Here is a 17374-nt window from a genome sequence, read left to right as displayed (position 1 = left end):
TCTGTCGACGAGGTGCCAAGTGGATTATGAATAACGATTTGTGCTGGAAGAATTCGAGTGCCATCTATCTTATCCTGGGCCTGGCCGTGCTTCTCATGGGTGCTGGCTATATGGATACCATTGCCGACATGGTCCATCGCTGGGATACCAAGGAGGAGTATGGCTATGGTTACCTTATTCCGGTAATAAGCGCCTTCCTTGTCTGGCAGAGGAAGAATGATCTGGCAAGGCAGGAATTTTCACCCTCATGGATGGGCGTGGTTGTCGTCGCAATCAGTGGCCTGCTCTTTTTTATGGGCGCCGTGGCGACGACGCATACCCTTTCACAATATGCGTTGGTTCTTGCTGTCCTGGGTGTGGCGCTGGCGATCATGGGTTGGCGGGCGTTTAAGATCGTGGCGGTACCTCTGGCGCTGCTGTTCTTCATGGTTCCCCTGCCGCCGTTTATTTACAACACGCTCTCGACCAAGTTGCAGCTGATCTCTTCCGAGCTGGGGGTTGCCGTTATCCGTCTTTTTGGTATCAGTGTCTACCTGGAAGGTAATGTGATCGATCTCGGGACATTCAAGCTTCAGGTTGTTGAGGCCTGTAGTGGATTGCGTTACCTCTTTCCGCTGGTGAGTCTGTCGTTCATCGCGGCCTATATTTACAAGGCGGATCTATGGAAGAAGGCGTTGGTTTTTCTGTCAAGCATTCCCATCACTGTTTTGATGAACAGCTTCAGGATCGGAGTCATCGGAGTTCTGGTTGAGTACTATGGCATAGAGCAGGCAGAGGGATTTCTGCATGACTTCGAGGGTTGGTTCATATTCATGGCCTGTATGGGCATCTTGATTCTGGAGATGATGCTGCTTTCCCGCGTTGGCGAGCATAAGATGAAATTGTCCGAGGCTTTTGCCATTGATCTGCCGGACAGCATCTCCTGCACTCGCTGGTCTCTCCGAAGTTTGCGCACGCAGCATTTTGCAGTTGTATTTCTTGCCGCTGGGATCCTTGCGGGTAGCCTGTATGCGCAGGGGCGTTCAGAGCAGGAGATGCCGCGTAAGGTCTTTGCTGAATTTCCGCTTCAATTTGGCGACTGGCGTGGCCGGGATGATCGCCTCGAAGAGATTTACCTGCGGTCTCTTAAGCTCGATGATTACATTCTAGCCAATTATGTGGATAAAGAAGGGGGTTCGGTCAATCTGTATATTGCCTATTACAACAAGCAGGAGGCCGGATCGGCAGCCCATTCCCCAAGGGCCTGCATCCCGGGTGGCGGATGGCTTATCAAGGATCATTCCGTAGTTCATCTGGGTGATGTATCCGTGAATGGAAAGCCGCTCTCGGTAAACCGAATGATCATCAAGAAGGGTGACTATACCCAGCTTGTTTATTACTGGTTCCAGCAGCGCGGCCGGGATATAACGAGTGAGTGGCTGGTGAAGTGGTTCATGTTCTGGGACGCGCTGACCCGGAATCGGACTGATGGAGCTTTGGTGCGGCTGACTGCGCTCGTAGGTCCTGGTGATGATATTGAAGATGCCGAGCGGCGCTTACGCCTCTTTGCTCGTGTGGTGGTTCCTTTGCTCACAGAATATATCCCTGATTAAAAGCCATCGGGAGTGCCTGCTATCACTATAATCCATGTCATATTCATGCGGGGGCGCCGGCGCATTTGAATGCTCAGCTGAGTAATTTCCTGTTTATCTTTATCGCGGCGATGGCCATCAGTATGGCGATTATCCCGTTGATGTTTCGTATTGCACCGCGAATCGGGATGATCGACAAGCCGGATGCGCGAAAGGTGCATGCAGTCCCGATTCCACGGGTTGGTGGGGTGGGTATCGTGATCGGGGCTCTAGTGCCCATGTTGATTTTGCTGCCGGTAGACGCGACGATTGGCGCCTATCTGTTTGGTGCCATCGTGCTGTTGATTTTTGGTGTTTGGGATGATGCCTGTGAGCTTGGCCATTATGTGAAATTTATCGGGCAGTTTATCGCCTCGCTAGCGGTAGTCTATTATGGCGATCTGCATGTGAGCTACCTGCCGTTCATGGACATGGAGCCTGTCCCTGAGTCATTCGGCAAGCCTTTCACGGTTATTGCCATAGTGGGCATGATCAATGCCATCAACCACTCGGACGGGCTGGATGGTCTGGCTGGCGGCGAATCGCTACTCAGTTTGGGGGCTATAACATATCTTGCCCATCTTGCTGGTGGTACTTCGGTTGTGATCATAGCTGTTGCCACGATTGGCGGGATCTTTGGCTTTCTGCGATTCAATTCGCATCCCGCAAAGGTCTTCATGGGCGACGGTGGCAGCCAGTTTCTGGGTTTTACTCTGGGTGTGCTTGCTGTGATGCTGACGCAGAAGGTCAATCCGGCGCTGAGTCCGGCATTGCCGGCCTTGTTCCTGGGGTTGCCGATAGCTGATATCTTGTCCGTATTCGCGCAGCGGATATACCACCGGCTGAACTGGTTCCGGGCGACCAAGAACCATATCCATCACCGCCTGTTAGAGTTGGGGTTTCATCACTACGAATCCGTCATCATTATCTACTCCATCCAGGCCTTCTTTGTCATTGCGGCGGTATTGCTGCCATATGAATCGGACGCCCTGATCCTGGGTGTTTATCTGGGCGTCTGTAGTCTTCTGTTTGCCATGCTGGTGGCGGCCGAGAAATCGGGCTGGCATGCCCATCATGGCGACGGCACAGGGCGAATTGCGCGCATGCTGGGCACGCTGCGCAAGAACCATGTCTTTGTCCGTGTCCCGCATCGCGTGACCGAGATCGGGCTTTCCCTGTTTCTTGTCGGTTCTGCCTTCATGGCGACAAACGTCCCTCGCGATTTTGGCTGGTCGGCGGGGGTGCTGTTCGGGCTTTTATTGTTGCGCCTGCTTTTTGGTTATCATCTCTGGTTTCTGTTCCTGCGCCTGATCATATATGTCGCGCTCGGGTTTGCCGTCTATCTGCTGAATTCGTATCCACCGGGCTGGTTGTTGGACGCGGATTTTCTGGTCTACCTGTATTTTGGCGTGCTTGTTGTTGCGTTCGGGTTGGGAGTTCGTTATGCCGAGCAGAAGAAATTCCAGGTCACCCCGCTCGATTATCTGGTGTTGATCATCATCATGATTGTCGGCTTGATCTCCGGGGGTGAGATCGGGAATTCAAGGTGGGTGATGCTCGTTGTGCAGTTGATAATATTGTTTTATGCGAGTGAGTTCGTCATGCAACAGATGCGTAATCGCTGGAATGCCTTTACAGGTTCCGTGCTGGCATCGTTGGCAGTATTTGCGCTTCGCGGATTTGCAATGTAGGTGGGCTGCCTGGTAATTGTTATTCGTTTAATTAATTTTTAAAGGTTCCGCAAATGAAAAATTCGGCACAAGGCAAGGTTGCGCTGATCACGGGTATTACCGGGCAGGACGGCGCTTATCTTGCAGAATTCCTGTTGTCCAAGGGCTATACCGTGCATGGCATAAAGCGTCGAGCCTCCTCGTTCAACACGGATCGAATCGACCATCTCTACAGGGATCCGCACGAGAAGGATCGCAAGTTCATCCTGCACTATGGCGATTTGACCGATTCGACCAACCTGATTCGCATCATTCAGGAAGTGCAGCCGGACGAGATCTACAATCTGGCTGCGCAGAGTCATGTGGCGGTGTCCTTCGAGACGCCTGAGTACACGGCCAATGCCGATGCACTGGGCACCTTGCGCCTCCTGGAGGCCATCCGCATCCTGGGTCTGGAGAAGAAGACGCGTTTCTACCAGGCCTCCACGTCGGAGCTGTTCGGCAAGGTGCAGGAAATCCCACAGAAGGAGACCACGCCCTTCTATCCGCGCAGCCCCTATGCGGTTGCCAAGCTGTATTCCTACTGGATCTGTGTGAACTACCGTGAGGCCTACGGCATCTACGCCTGTAACGGCATCCTGTTCAACCACGAGTCGCCGATCCGAGGTGAAACCTTCGTGACTCGAAAGATCACCCGTGCCGTGGCACGGATCAAGCTGGGCCTGCAGGACAAGCTCTATCTTGGCAATCTGGACTCCAAGCGTGACTGGGGGCATGCGCGCGATTATGTGCGTATGCAATGGATGATGCTGCAGCAGGATGAGCCGGAGGATTATTGTATCTCCACAGGTGTGCAGTATTCAGTGCGTGACTTCGTCAATGCGGCCTTCAAGGAGGTTGGTATCTCGGTGCACTGGGAAGGCTCCGGTGTCGATGAGAAGGGCATCGAGGAGGATTCTGGCAAGGTGCTGGTGGAGGTCGATCCGCGCTACTTCCGTCCGACCGAGGTGGAGACCTTGTTGGGTGATTCCAGCAAGGCGCGCGAAAAGCTCGGCTGGGTGCCGGAGATTTCGCTGGATGAAATGGTGGCCGAGATGGTCCGCGAAGATCTGAAGATCGCCGAGCGTGACGAGCTGTGCAAGCGTGAGGGCTTCAAGACCTTCGAATACAACGAGTGATCGTTGTATCGATTGATGTGGTTCTGACTCCAGGGGCATCACTCTCATGGTTTTGCGTGTAGTGATTCGTATGCCTGCGTACGAGGTCGAAGGCAATGCAGAAAAATGAAAAGATATACGTGGCGGGGCACCGCGGCCTGGTTGGATCGGCGATCCTTCGTCGCCTGCGGGCTGATGGCTATGAGAATCTGGTCACCCGCACCAGTGCCGAGCTGGATCTGCGTGAGCAGCAGGCCGTGCGCGATTTCTTTGCCGAGCAGAAGCCGGATTATGTCATTCTTGCGGCTGCAAAGGTTGGTGGCATTCTGGCCAACGATACCTATCCGGCGGAATTCATTTACGACAATCTGATGATGGAGGCGAACGTTGTCGACGCCTCGCATCGCCACGGCGTGAAGAAGCTGTTGGCGCTGGGCAGCACCTGCATCTATCCGAGAATGGCGCCGCAACCCTTGAAGGAGGAGTATCTGCTCAGCGGCCCCCTGGAGTCGACCAATGAATGGTATGCCGTTGCCAAGATCACCGGCATCAAGCTCTGCCAGGCCTACCGCCGCCAGTATGGCAGTGATTTCATTGCTGCCATGCCGACCAATTTGTATGGGCCGGGTGACAATTTCGACCTGGAGAAGTCACATGTGTTGCCGGCGCTGATCCGCAAGTTTCATGAGGCTAGGCAGAAGGGTGAGCCGACGGTGACCCTGTGGGGAACGGGCAAGCCGCTGCGCGAGTTTCTGCATGTGGACGATCTGGCGGATGCCGTGCTTTTCCTGTTGCGCGAATACAGCGGCGAGGAGATCGTCAATATCGGCGTAGGGAAGGACATCAGCATTGCCGAGCTGGCGGCCATCGTGAAGGAGGTCGTCGGTTTCGAGGGCGAGATCCGTTACGATCCGAGCAAGCCGGACGGCACCCCGCGCAAGCTGGTGGATGTGACGAAGATCAATGGGCTCGGCTGGTCGGCGAAGATCGGTTTGAGGGAAGGAATCGAATCGACCTATCAGTGGTTTCTGGATCAGGTCGATAAGCAGCAGATCCGCGGGTTGTCGTAAGCGGGAATTCGCGGCGCGGACGCCGCTCCTACACAGGGCAAGGTGGAACCTCTTGTTTGTAGGAGCGTCCTCCAGGCCGCGATGGGTGTCCCGCCGGAATCGCGGCGTGGACGCCGCTCCTACGGGTGGTTCCGCCGCCGATGAGTGGTCTTCAGACCGCGACAGGGGAATCACGGCAATCGCTGTTTGGCCGCTGGCCCCATGATTCGTGGTATTTTGTGTGAACCGAGTATTGAATAAAGGCGAATTTCTCCTGGAGGAGTCGAGGATGGGTTTCGAGAGATATGGCAAAAAACTGATCGTTGCGGCGCTGACTGCGGTCTTGCTGGCGGGTTGCGGCGGTTCCGAGGAGCGCAAGGCGAAATACCTGGAGCGTGGCAAGGCCTATCTCGAAGAAGGTAACTTCGACAAGGCCCGTGTTGAATTGAAGAACGTGCTGCAGATCGATCCGAAGTCGGCGGAGGCCTATTACCAACTTGGGCGTTTGGCGGAGATGCAGCAGGAGTGGGCCAAGGCATTCGGCAGCTACAACAAGGCAGTTGAGTTGGATCCACAGCATGAAGCCGCTCGCGCTCGGCTGGGGCAGTTTTTCATGCTTCAGGCCAATGCCAGCCGGCAGCAGGGTGATGCAGAGGGCGAAAAGGCGGCCTTGGATAAGGCGCATGACCAGGTGAAGGCCATCCTGAAGAAAGACCCTCAAAGCATCGAGGGCCTGATTCTGAAGGCCTCCCTGGCCGGCCGCGAGGGTCGTGTGGATGAGGCTATTGCACAGTTGGAGACTGTATTGCAGCGAGCGCCTGGTGAGGAGGCTGCAGTCGTGCTCTTGTCGCGTTTCTATGAGCAGCAGAAGCAGCTGGACAAGGCGCAGCAGGTTCTTGAGAAGGCGGTTGCCGCTGCGCCCGATAAGGCGGGACTCCGCCTGCAATTGGCGCAATTCTATGCGCGACAGGAAAAGACGGATCAGGCTGTGAAGCAGATGCAGGAGTTGATCCGTCAGCGCCCGGATCGCCTGGCTTACCGGGTTTCCCTGGCATCCTACTATGCGCAGCTGGACCAGGTCGAGGAGGCTGAAAAGGTGCTGCGTGATGCGCTCGCTGCTGATCCTGAAGATGTGAAGCGCTATCTGCTTTTGGTTGAATTCCTGGGCCAGAGAAAGGGTATGGATGCGGCGCGGGAAGAATTACAGGCCGACATCAGCAAGCTTCCGGACGAGCCGGAATTACGGTTCGCCCTGGTGAAGCTGTATCGCCAGGCCAAGCAACCTGATGAGGCAGTCAAGCTGCTGCAGCAGATCATCGACAGATGGGATGTGGAGCCGGCCGGGCTCAGGGCTCGCAACGAGTTGGCTCGTTTCTATGTGGAAAAGGGGGAACTCGACAAGGTGCGCACGCTGGTTGCTGAGGTGCTTGCCGAGAATCCCAAGGACAATGATGCCCTGTTGCTCAAGGGTGGGCTGGCCATGCAGGACAAGGACTACGAGACGGCCGTTACGGCCTTCCGCTCCGTCCTCAAGGATCAGCCGGATTCCGTTGATGTGTTGAATCGATTGGCGGCTGCTTATCTGGCCAAGGGTGACGTCGATTTGGCGGGGGATACCCTGAAAAAGGTTGTAGCGCTGGCGCCCGATGATGCTGATGCGCGTCTGCGGCTGGCTCGATATTACTATGTGCAGAAGAACCTGGATGCGGCCGCCGAGCAGGTCGATCAGGTCTTGGCCAAAGAACCAGAGAACATCCAGGCGCTGGTTGTGAAGTCGGAGTTGCTCGCTGCGAAGGGTGATGCCGAGGCCTTGCCGGCCGTTCTGGACAAGATCAAACAGGTGGCGCCGGACAAGGCTGATGGCTGGTTCCGTATGGGACGCTTGTACAAGGCGCAGAAAAAGTTGAAGGAGGCCAAGGCTGAGTTCCAAGAGGCACTGAAGCGGGCGCCTGGTTCCTCTGACTTGCTGGCAGAACTCACCGATATCGAGATTGCCCTTGGGCAGGTGGACGTCGCCGAGGCGCGACTCAAGAAACTGTTGAAGGAAAATCCGGAGCATCCATCGGCGCAGCGATTCCTTGGCATGGTGTACATGGCCAAGAAGGAATATCGGAAGGCGGTGGATTCGTTCGAGACGGCCTATGCCAAATCGCCGGATGTAAAGATCCTGAATCTTCTGGTCAATGCGAAAATCGCGGCCGGGGATGTAAAGGGGGCGGAGCAGCGACTCAAGGATGTCCTTGCCGAGAACCCTGAGCATCCGGCAGCCAACGAGTTGCTGGCCCTGCTCTATCTTGGGCAGAAGCGTTTTCCCGAGGCAGAGACGGCACTCGAGCGGCAGATCGAAATCAATCCCGGAACGGGCAAGGTCTATTCCCAGCTTGCCGCGGCGAGGGAGGCGCAGGGAAAAGTCGGGGAGGCCATTCAGGCCTATGAACAGGGTTTGAAGGAACTGCCTGACGATCTTGGCCTGCTGGCTGGTCTGGCCGGACTTTATGAGCGCAAGCAGGATTTCGACAAGGCGATCGAGATCTATGAGGGCATTCTCGCGGAACATCCGGACAACGCCCTGGCCACCAACAACCTTGCCGCCCTGCTGGCCGACCACCGCAGCGACGAGGCCAGCCTGGCCCGTGCCCGCGAGCTGGCGGAGAAGTTCAAGGGCAGCAATCAGCCGGCTTTCCTCGATACCCTCGGCTGGGTCTATTACCGGGCGGGTGACTATGACCAGGCGGTTTCGGTGCTGAAGACCGTGGTCGAGAGGGCGCCCAAGGTGGGGGTCTTCCAGTATCACCTCGGCATGGCGCTGGCCAAGGCGGGTGACAAGGCCGCTGCCCGAGAGCACCTCGGGAAGGCCATCGAGGCAGGCGGCTTTGCCGGTGTGGAGGAGGCCAAGGCGGCGTTGGCGGCGCTCTGAATCAGGCGGTGTCCCTGTCCCTCGTAGGAGCGGTCGTCTGGCCGCGATGAGGGTTGCCGCCGAAGATCGCGGCCTGGCGACCGCTCCTACAGGCGGATCCGCCATGGTATAGGTAGGAGCGGCCTCCAGGCCGCGATCGGGATGACCGCCGAATCGCGGCGTGGACGCCGCTCCTACGCAGGGCACGGCGGTACGGTTTGTGTGTAGGAGCGGCCTTCCGGCCGCGATCGGAATTTCCACCACAATCGCGGCGTGGACGCCGCTCCTACGCGGGGCACGGCGGCACGGTTTGCTGTAGGAGCGGCCTCCCGGCCGCGATGAGGATTTCCACCACAACCGCGGCGTGGCCGCCACCCCTACCGTTAATCCGCTGCGCCCGCTATTTGTGTCCCTGCCCCCAATGCCGTTATAGTGTCTAGTCCCGGCAGCGTCAGAAAAGCGACGCCGCCTGGCCCTGGTCCCTGCGGGTTCTGGCGGCCGGCGGTGATAAACAACGGCCCGGCGTTGGCGGGATGATTGACCGGCCTGTTGAGCGGTCGATGCTGGGGGTGGTGTTATGCTGAACATCGGTGTCGTCGGTTATTCAACCGGCGCGACGCTTTTCCTGGTCCTGGCCCTGGTGCTGCTGACCGGCAAGCAGCAGCGGCCGCACAAGCGCCTGCTGTTCCTGGCCGCTGCCTGCAGTGCGCTGTGGATGGGCTTTGCGGCCTTTCACAGCGCGGGCCAGGAGGTCTTCCTCTCCACCCAGTTGCTGGAACTGCTGCGCGATTTCGGCTGGATGGTGTTCCTCTCCGGGGTGCTGGCCGCGGTCTATCCCGAGCAGCAGCGGCAGCGGCGTTTCCGCGCCCTGCTGCTCTTCTCCGCTGCCTTCGTGCTGCTCCAGGCCAGCCTCACCGCCTACCGCTATTTCTCACCCGCGCCCGTCGTCCTGACGCAGGGCATCGACTGGCTGCTGGCCGGCTATCTGGCCATCGCCGTCTACGGCCTGGTGCTGGTCGAGCATCTGTTCCGCAACACCCGCTCCGATGCGCGGCGCGCCATCAAGTATCTCTGCGTCGGTGTCGGCAGCATCTTCATCTATGATTTCTATCTGTATTCGGATGCCCTGCTGTTCCAGCGTATCGATCCCGCCCTGTGGGAGGCGCGCGGCTTCATCAACGCCCTCGCCGTGCCGCTCATTGGCCTGACCATCGCCCGCGATCCGCGCTGGTCGCTGGACATCTTCGTCTCGCGGCGCATCGTCTTCCACACCGCGGCGCTGCTGGGCGCCGGCCTCTACCTGCTGGCCATGGGTGTCGGCGGCTATTACGTCAAGGTCTATGGCGGCGAATGGGGTACGGTGGCCCAGGTCATCTTCCTGTTCGGTGCCATCCTGCTGCTGGCCGTGTTGTTCCTCTCCGGCCAGGCCCGCGCCAGCCTGCGGGTGTTCATCAACAAGCATTTCTTCCACTACAAGTACGACTATCGCGACGAATGGCTGCGTTTCATCGGCACCCTGTCCGGCGATCCGGAGGTGCGCTTCTGCGAACGCGTGGTGCGCGCCATCGCCGAGATCATCGACAGCCCCTCGGGCGTGCTCTGGTGGAAGCTGGAGAAGGGCTGGTTCGAGCCGGTTGCCGGCTGGAACATGCAGGTACCCTACCAGGCCTCGCTGCGCGACGACGATCCGCTGATCCGCTTCCTGGAGACCCAGGAGTGGGTCATCAACCTCGATGAATTCGAGCGTCGCCCCGAACTCTATGGCGACCTGCAACTGCCGCCCTGGCTCAAGGACATGCCGCGCGCCTGGCTGATCACGCCGCTGATCCTGCATGACAACCTGATCGGTTTCGTGCTGCTCAACCGCTCGCCGGCACCGCAGCATTTCAACTGGGAAGACTGCGACCTGCTGAAGACCGTCGGCCGCGAGGCGGCCAGCCACCTCGCCCAGCTCGAGGCCTCCCGGGCCCTGGCCGAGGCGCGCCAGTTCGAGACCTACAACCGTCTCTCCACCTATGTCATCCATGACCTGAAGAACCTCATCGGCCAGTTGTCGCTGGTGGTGACCAATGCCGCCAAGCACAAGCACAACCCGGCCTTCATGGAGGACGCCATTCGCACCGTCGAGCATTCGGTGGAGAAGATGAACCGCCTGCTGGCCCATCTGCGCAGCGGCGAGGCGGCCGACCAGAAGAAGGAACAGGTCGATCTCTGCGAGCTGCTGCACGAGGTGGCGGAGACCATGTCCAGCGGCCGGCCGGTGCCCAGTGTCGACTGCCAGGCGCGTGGCATCTCGGCCAACGCCAACCGGGAACGCTTTGCCGCCGTCATCGGCCACCTGGTGCGCAACGCCCAGGATGCCACGGCCGATGACGGCAGCATCATCGTGCGCCTCTTCCGGCTGGAGGACGAGGCGGTGATCGAGGTGCAGGACACCGGCTGCGGCATGGACGAGACCTTCATCCGCGAGCGTCTGTTCCGCCCCTTCGAGACCACCAAGGGCAAGGCCGGGATGGGGGTCGGGGTGCACGAGACCCGCGAATTCGTCCGCGCCCTGGGCGGCGAGGTCGAGGTCATCAGCCGGCCCGGCCAGGGCAGCACCTTCCGCCTGCGTATCCCGATTAGCGACGATAAGAAAAATAACGTACAGTTACGCGTTGTAGCGGGCGACGGACAGACGAATGCCGGACGAATCAAGGAAATTGCTGGTCGTTGAGGACGACCCGGGTCTGCAGACCCAGCTCAAATGGTGTTTCGAAGGATATGATGTCATCATCGCGGGCAGCCGCGAGGCGACGCTTGCCGAGCTGAAGAAGCACCCCTTCCCCGTCATGACCCTGGACCTCGGCCTGCCGCCGGACGAGGGCGGGACCAGCGAGGGTTTCGCCACCCTGGAACAGGTGCTGCACGACTACCCGCACACCAAGATCATCGTCGTCACCGGCAACAACGAGCGCGAGAACGCCCTCAAGGCGGTGGCGCTCGGCGCCTATGATTTCTTCCACAAGCCCATCGACTCGGAGCTGCTCGGCTTCATCGTCAACCGGGCCTACCGGCTGCACGAGATCGAGCGCGAGAACCGCCGCCTGCACTCGCAGCAGCCGGATTCGCCGCTGGAGGGGGTGCTCACCGCCAGCCCCGAAATGCTCCAGGTCTGCCGCACCATCGAGAAGGTTGCGCCGGCCGAGGTTACCGTGCTGGTGCTGGGCGAGAGCGGCACCGGCAAGGAGCTGGTGGCCCGCGCCCTGCATGGCATGAGCCAGCGGGCCGAGGGCCCCTTCGTGGCCATCAACTGCGCGGCCATCCCCGAGAACCTGCTGGAGAGCGAGCTGTTCGGTTACGAGAAGGGGGCCTTCACCGGCGCCGTGAAGACCACCCCCGGCAAGGTGGAGACCGCCAACGGCGGTACCCTGTTCCTCGACGAAGTGGGCGACCTGCCCATGCCGCTGCAGGCCAAGCTGTTGCGCTTTCTGCAGGAGCGGGTCATCGAGCGGGTTGGCGGGCGCAATGAGATCCCGGTCGACGTGCGCGTGGTCTGTGCCACCCACCGCGATCTGCAGGGGCTGATCCGCGAGGGCGATTTCCGCGAGGATCTCTACTACCGGCTGAGCGAGATCACCGTGCGTATCCCGCCGCTGCGCGATCGTGCCGGTGACGTGCTGCTGCTGGCGCGGGCCTTTCTGGAGCGCTTCAGCAAGCAGCACGGCAACAAGATGCACAGTTTCAGCAAGGATGCCCTGGCCGCGCTGGAGGGTTACCGTTGGCCGGGCAACGTGCGCGAGCTCGAGAACCGGGTCAAGCGCGCGGTGATCATGGCCGAGCACAAGCAGATCAGCGCCCGCGACCTGGAACTCGGCGCCGACGGCGTGAGCGACGGGCAGACCTTCGACCTGCGCGAGATCCGCGAACAGGCCGAGCGGCAGGCCATATTGCGCGCCATGAGCCACGTCGGCGGCAAGATCTCCCAGGCCGCCGAGCTGCTCGGCGTCAGCCGCCCCACCATGTACGACCTGCTGAAGAAATACAATCTGAAGGATTGATCCCCGAGCCGAATCGCGGCCTGGAGGCCGCTCCTACGGGGCAAGGCGGAGCCTTTTGTTGTGTAGGAGCGGCCTCCCGGCCGCGATGGGATTACCACCGTCGTCAGGCGGAACCGACGATGGCCACGAAACCCGCGAAACCCACGAAAAGGCCGATGGCCACGGAATCCACGGAAAACAATGTAGGAGCGGCCTCCCGGCCGCGATGGGTGTGCCGCCGGAATCGCGGCGTGGCCGCCGCTCCTGCGCGGGGCAAGGCGGAACCTCTTGTTGTGTAGGAGCGGCCTCCCGGCCGCGATGACGATCCCGCCTATCGTCCAAAGGCCGTCCGCACGTGATCGGCGAAGGCCTCCGGCGGCATGTAGCCCATCACCCGGTAGCGGCTGCGCTCGCGCCCCTCACCATCGAAGAAGATGATGCTCGGTGGCCCGGGGATGCGGAAATGCTTGAGCAGCGCCTTGTCCTCGGCATCGTTGGCGGTGACGTCGGCCTTGAGCAGCACGGCGTTGCCCAGGGCCTCGCGCACCCGCGGGTCGGCGAAGGTGTATTTCTCCAGCCGGTGGCAGTCGGTGCACCACTCGGCGAAGAAGTCCAGCATCACCGGGCGTCCCTCGGCGGCCGCGGCGCTCACCGCCCGCTGCAGATCCTCTACCGTCTTCACTCGCTGGAACTGGATGTGCGAGGCGCCAGGGCCGCTGGCGACGCTGGTGCCGGCAGGTGCCAGCCCGCGCAGCGGCTGGTAGATGTCGTCGCTGTCGGCGGCGACTCCCACCAGCTGCAGCACGCCGTAGCTGAGCAGCACGAAGCCGAGGCCCTTGCGCAGCCGCGCCCAGCCACTGGCGTCCACGCCGAGGCGCTCCAGCGCCCCCAGGTAGACCGCGCTGCAGATCAGCAGCACGGCCCACAGCAGCATGGACAGCTGGGCCGGCAGGATGCGCTCCAGCATCCAGATCGCCACCGCCAGCAGCAGCACCCCGAACACCGCCTTGATGGCGTTCATCCAGTCGCCGGCCTGCGGCAGCAGCTTGCCGGCCCCGGTGCCGATCGCCAGCAGCGGCGCGCCCATGCCCAGGCTGAGGGCGAACAGCGCCAGCCCGCCGAGATAGGGGTCGCCGGTCTGGCCGATGTAGATCAGCGCACCGGCCAGCGGCGCCGCCACGCAGGGGCCGACGATCAGCGCCGAGAGGAAGCCCATCACCGCCACCCCCAGCAGGCTGCCGCCGCGCTGCCGGTTGCTGATGGCGGTCAGCCGGGTCTGGATGAAGGCCGGCATCTGCAGGTCATAGAAGCCGAACATGGACAGCGCCAGCAGCACGAAGACCCCGGCGAAGGCGCTAAGTATCCAGGGGTTCTGGAAGGCGGCCTGCAGGCTCTCGCCGGACAGGCCGGCGAAGACCCCGGCCGCGGTGTAGGTGAGGGCCATGGCCAGCACGTAGACCAGCGACAGCACGAAGGCCCGGCGGGTGGTGATCTTCTCGCCCTGTCCGATGATGATGCTGGAGAGGATGGGGATCATCGGGAACACGCAGGGCGTGAAGGCCAGCAGCAGGCCGAAGCCGAAGAAGCTGAGCACGATGGCCAGGGTGCTGCCGCTGGCCAGGCGCGCGGCGATCCGGTCCTGGGCGCTGATCGGCGGCGCGCCTTCGGCGGCTGCGGCTGGTGCGGCCGGTTTCGCGGCGGTGCCGCCGTCTGCCGCCGGCAGGCTCAGCTCGAAGGTCTTGGTCTGCGGCGGGTAGCAGACGCCGCGCGAGGCGCAGCCCTGGTAGCCGACCTTGAGCCGCAGCCGGGTCGCCGCCGTGTTGCTGCGCGCCAGGGGAAGGATGGCCTCGACCGTCTTGTGGTAGACCTCGACCCGTCCGAAGATGGGGTCGTCCTTGGGATCGCCGGCCGGCAGGCGGGCCTCCAGCAGCCGAACCCCTTCGCCATCCAGCAGCTCGAAGCTGAGCCGCTTGCGGTACAGGTAGCAGCAGTCGTCGATGTCCCAGCGGACGCGCAGGGTGTTGGCGTCGAGTACCCCGGCGCTGACCCGGAAGGCGACCTCCACCGGAGGGATGCCCTCCTCGGCGCCAAGGCCGAGGCTCTGGCCGAGATCCTTCAGGGCCTGGAAGGGGCCGGGCTTGCTGGCCGCCGGGGCCGGGGGGGCGGCGGCTGGCGGCAGCTTCAGCTTGATGATCCGGGTGTGTGGCGGGTAGCAGACGCCGCGCTCGGCGCAGCCCTGGGAGCTGACCCGCAGCTCGAGGCTGTCGAGGGCCGGGTCCTTGACCAGCAGCGGGGCGACGATCTCTACTTTCCCGTGGTAGACCTCCATCTCGCCGAAGAACTCGTCCTGCTTGGGTTCGCCCGGCGGGAAGACCGGTTCGCCGATCTCGATCCCCGGGGTGTTGGAGTGCAGCTGGATGCGCGAGCGGTACAGATAGTAGCCATCCGCCACCTCCCAGCGGGCGTGCAGGCGGCCGTCCGGCGTCACCTCGGCACTGAAGGCGAAGGCCTCTTCCACCGGCAGCAGCTCGTCCTCGCCGAAGAAGGCCTGGGCGAAGGGGGCCCAGTAGAGGGTCAGCAGTCCGAGCAGCAGGGCAAACAGGGGGCGGGGTCGACAGGGGCTTGGTGTCATGGGGCGGGTTCCGCTAGGTTGTCGTCGATCCAGTGCAGATAGTCGGGCAGGCCGGCAACGATTGGGACTGCCACGATCTCCGGAAGTTCATAGGGATGCAGCTCGCGGATCGCCGCCTGCAGGCGGGATGCCAGCCCGCCGCGGGTCTTGATCAGCAGCAGCAGCTCCTCGTCGTGCTGCACGGCGCCCTGCCAGCGATACACGGAGCTCAGGCCGGGGAGGATGTTGACGCAGGCCGCCAGCCGCCGCTCGACGAGCGCCATGGCGATGCGCTCCGCGGTTTCCCGGTCCGGCACGGTGCAGAAGGCGATCTGGTGCGAGTCGCTCATGGCGGCACCATAACGGAAGCCGGGCAGGGGTGAAAGGGGCGGCGGATCATGCAGGTAGGGACGGCCCGGCGGCGGCTGGTATTCCCGGCCGCGATGGGGTGTGCCGCCGTCGTCAGGCGGAACCGACGATGGCCACGAAACCCGCGAAACCCACGAAAAGATCGATGGCCACGGAATCCACGGAAAACAATGTAGGAGCGGTCTCCAGGCCGCGATGGGGTTACCGCCGTCGTCAGGCGGAACCGACGATGGCCACGAAACCCACGAAACCCACGAAAAGATCGATGGCCACGGAATCCACGGAAAACAATGTAGGAGCGGCCTCCAGGCCGCGATGGGGTTGCCGCCGTCGTCAGGCGGAACCGACGATGGCCACGAAACCCGCGAAACCCACGAAAAGATCGATGGCCATGGAATCCACGGAAAACAATGTAGGAGCGGCCTCCCGGCCGCGATGGGGTGTGCCGCCGTCGTCAGGCGGAACCGACGATGGCCACGAAACCCGCGAAACCCACGAAAAGACCGATGGCCATGGAATCCACGGAAAACAATGTAGGAGCGGCCTCCAGGCCGCGATGGGGTTGCCACCGTCGTCAGGCGGAACCGACGATGGCCACGAAACCCGCGAAACCCACGAAAAGATCGATGGCCACGGAATCCACGGAAAACAATGTAGGAGCGGCCTCCAGGCCGCGATGGGGTTGCCACCGTCGTCAGGCGGAACCGACGATGGCCACGAAACCCGCGAAACCCACGAAAAGATCGATGGCCACGGAATCCACGGAAAACAATGTAGGAGCGGCCTCCAGGCCGCGATGGGGTATGCCGCCGGAATCGCGGCGTGGACGCCGCTCCTACACGGGGCATGGCGGGACCTCTTGTTTGTAGGAGCGGCCTCCAGGCCGCGATGGGTGTCTCGCCGGAATCGCGGCGTGGACGCCGCTCCTACACGGGGCATGGCGGGACCTCTTGTTTGTAGGAGCGGCCTCCAGGCCGCGATCGGGTGTCCCGCGGAATCGCGGTGTGGCCACCGTCCCCATGGGCGGCTTGTCGCGCCCCGGCGTTCCCGTTATGGTGCGCGGATGAACCCCTTTCCCCTCCTGCTGGTGCTGTTCCTGGTCATCCCGGCGGTCGAGATCTATGTCCTGATCAAGGTCGGCAACCTGCTGGGCGCCATTCCCACTGTCTTCCTGGTGGTGTTCACCGCCGTGCTCGGTGCCCTGCTGCTGCGCCAGCAGGGGCTCAGCACCCTGCAGCGGGTGCAGCTGTCGATGATGCGCGGCGAGCTGCCGGCGATGGAGCTGCTGGAGGGGGCGGTGCTGTTGGTCAGCGGCGCCCTGCTGCTCACTCCCGGCTTCGTCACCGATACCCTGGGTTTCCTCGGCCTGATCCCCCCGGTGCGTCGCTGGCTGATCCGCGCCTTCCTCCGCGGCGGCGGCGGTTTCCCGCCGGCCGGTCCCGCGGCCCCCGGCGCCGAGCGCGGCCCGGTGACCCTGGAGGGTGAGTACACCCGCGACGACGATTGAAGCCGCGCCTTTCCCTTAAGCATACTTATCCGCGGATAAATTATTTAAATAACCCGCGCCCCTTGATTCTGCGAGGCGCGTCGCTATTATTAGCACTCACCGAAATCGAGTGCTAACAGCGCTCGTCCAGACCACTGAAAATGAATCGTGTATTAAGGAGAAAATCCTGATGAATATTCGTCCGTTGCATGATCGCGTGATCATCAAGCGCATGGAGGAAGAGCGTACTACGGCCGGCGGTATCGTCATTCCGGATACGGCAGCCGAGAAGCCCGTCCGTGGCGAGGTCATCGCTGTGGGTAACGGCAAGATCCTGGAGAACGGCGAGGTGCGCCCGCTGGACGTGAAGGTCGGCGACAAAGTGCTGTTCGGCAAGTATGCCGGTACCGAGGTCGTGGTCGAGGGCGAAGACCTGCTGGTGATGCGCGAAGAAGACATCATGGCGGTCATCGAAGACTGACCGGTACCCCGATCTCAAGCAACTTA

At 61.5% G+C, this 17374-nt stretch carries 11 protein-coding genes; 9 read left to right on the top strand and 2 right to left on the bottom strand.

Annotation, left to right across the window (positions count from 1 at the left end; translation table 11 throughout):
- Window positions 1-26 precede the first annotated feature (26 nt).
- From xrtD to prsR, 7 genes are all read left to right on the top strand, one after another.
- Window positions 27-1592: a VPLPA-CTERM-specific exosortase XrtD gene (gene xrtD / locus QVG61_RS12495; RefSeq protein ID WP_289930974.1), complete on the top strand. Its 1566-nt coding sequence runs from the start codon at window positions 27-29 to the stop codon at window positions 1590-1592.
- A gap of 65 nt (window positions 1593-1657) precedes the next feature.
- On the top strand, window positions 1658-3301 hold the full coding sequence (locus tag QVG61_RS12490; RefSeq protein WP_289930973.1) for an MraY family glycosyltransferase: 1644 nt from the start codon (window positions 1658-1660) through the stop codon (window positions 3299-3301).
- 53 nt (window positions 3302-3354) lie between these two features.
- Window positions 3355-4458, top strand: coding sequence for a GDP-mannose 4,6-dehydratase (gene gmd, locus QVG61_RS12485; RefSeq protein ID WP_289930972.1), 1104 nt, complete (start codon window positions 3355-3357; stop codon window positions 4456-4458).
- 95 nt (window positions 4459-4553) lie between these two features.
- Window positions 4554-5507: a GDP-L-fucose synthase gene (locus QVG61_RS12480; RefSeq protein ID WP_289930971.1), complete on the top strand. Its 954-nt coding sequence runs from the start codon at window positions 4554-4556 to the stop codon at window positions 5505-5507.
- A gap of 268 nt (window positions 5508-5775) precedes the next feature.
- Window positions 5776-8403: a tetratricopeptide repeat protein gene (locus QVG61_RS12475; protein ID WP_289930970.1), complete on the top strand. Its 2628-nt coding sequence runs from the start codon at window positions 5776-5778 to the stop codon at window positions 8401-8403.
- A gap of 556 nt (window positions 8404-8959) precedes the next feature.
- On the top strand, window positions 8960-11098 hold the full coding sequence (gene prsK, locus QVG61_RS12470; protein WP_289930969.1) for an XrtA/PEP-CTERM system histidine kinase PrsK: 2139 nt from the start codon (window positions 8960-8962) through the stop codon (window positions 11096-11098).
- Window positions 11064-12422 (top strand): PEP-CTERM-box response regulator transcription factor, encoded by a 1359-nt coding sequence (gene prsR / locus QVG61_RS12465; RefSeq protein ID WP_289930968.1) that lies wholly within the window; start codon window positions 11064-11066, stop codon window positions 12420-12422. Before prsK ends, prsR begins: the two co-directional genes overlap by 35 nt.
- Before the next feature lie 310 nt (window positions 12423-12732).
- Here the strand turns inward: prsR and QVG61_RS12460 are convergent, their stop codons facing one another.
- Both QVG61_RS12460 and cutA read right to left on the bottom strand, forming a co-directional pair.
- A complete protein-coding gene (locus QVG61_RS12460; RefSeq protein WP_289930966.1) occupies window positions 12733-15033 on the bottom strand; it encodes a protein-disulfide reductase DsbD in 2301 nt (766 codons plus the stop codon).
- Entirely contained in the window at window positions 15030-15362 is a 333-nt protein-coding gene (gene cutA, locus QVG61_RS12455) for a divalent-cation tolerance protein CutA (protein ID WP_289930964.1), read from the bottom strand. Before cutA ends, QVG61_RS12460 begins: the two co-directional genes overlap by 4 nt.
- Window positions 15363-16444: 1082 nt before the next feature.
- Here cutA and QVG61_RS12450 point away from each other — a divergent pair.
- A complete protein-coding gene (locus tag QVG61_RS12450) occupies window positions 16445-16888 on the top strand; it encodes an FxsA family protein (RefSeq protein ID WP_289930963.1) in 444 nt (147 codons plus the stop codon).
- Window positions 16889-17057: 169 nt separating this feature from the next.
- Window positions 17058-17348: a co-chaperone GroES gene (groES, locus tag QVG61_RS12445; RefSeq protein WP_289930962.1), complete on the top strand. Its 291-nt coding sequence runs from the start codon at window positions 17058-17060 to the stop codon at window positions 17346-17348.
- Window positions 17349-17374: the final 26 nt, after the last annotated feature.

The sequence above is a fragment of the Thiohalobacter sp. IOR34 genome (assembly GCF_030406045.1).
Classification (GTDB): domain Bacteria; phylum Pseudomonadota; class Gammaproteobacteria; order Thiohalobacterales; family Thiohalobacteraceae.
Note: the sequence above shows the minus strand (reverse complement) of the source record. Positions and strands in the feature narration are given on the sequence as shown.